The organism is Bacteroides sp. D1 (assembly GCF_000157095.2).
In the GTDB taxonomy this organism is placed as follows: domain Bacteria; phylum Bacteroidota; class Bacteroidia; order Bacteroidales; family Bacteroidaceae; genus Bacteroides; species Bacteroides xylanisolvens.
On the sequence record NZ_JH114350.1, the window covers coordinates 1,169,715 to 1,170,575 of the forward strand.

Here is an 861-nt window from a genome sequence, read left to right on the forward strand (position 1 = left end):
CGTCGCTGAATATCCTGTATTCTGCTGGTCATGCCCAATTAACCATTCCAATTAATCCATCCCCTTTAATAATCTCCTTTTGTAATGTCCCTTTGTGGTATATCCCTAGTATTCTTTTTACATTTCGTTCTTTTTCTTGCTTTCCTTCTATATCATCTTCTTGTCTCTTTCTTCCTGTTGTCTTTTTCTCAGCTGTAATTCGACTGTAATTTTGTTATTTCTTTCTTCTGCATCTTTTTCTCTCTTGCGTGCGCCTACGCGCCCGCGTGTGATATAATAATGTGTTCCATGTGTACCGTTTCCGCTCCCAATCCACTTATGATAAAAAAATATGTTCTACAACATCATTATCCTTCAGCGTTTTAGCAGATTCTTTCAAAAAAACTTCGAAAAAAGAGTTTAATATATTGGGATTGTATACGAAAAGGGCGTACTTTTGCACCCGCTTTCCAAGAGAAGAAAGCCTTGCAGAATTGACATAGTGAAAAAGCGAAATTGCGCTTAAAGAAAAGAACAAAAAAACTTCCAAAAAGTTTTGGAGGATAATAAATAAAGTTCTTATCTTTGCAGTCCGATTCGCAAAGAAAACGGCCTTTCTTTTTCTTTTGTGCATTCTTTCCCTTTCGCATAGAGAGCCTGAGAAATGAGTAAAAAGAAAAAAACTTCCGAAAAAGTTTGGTAGTTAAAAATAAAGCCTTTACCTTTGCACCCGCTTTTAAAACGAAAGCAGCAAGTTCTTTGAAATATTGATAAACAATACAAGTAGTACAAGTAAAAAATAGAACCGTCAATACTTGTCCGAGAGAGTAGCGATACGATTGAAGATAATAGGTATTTGAATAAGGTCAATAAATTTACGGC

At 35.4% G+C, this 861-nt stretch carries 1 protein-coding gene; it reads right to left on the reverse strand.

The window, feature by feature from the left end; genetic code table 11:
• Window positions 1-558: 558 nt before the first annotated feature.
• Window positions 559-861, reverse strand: a 303-nt coding sequence (locus tag BSAG_RS25870) for a hypothetical protein (RefSeq protein ID WP_232287670.1), incomplete at its 5' end; no start/stop codon positions are given.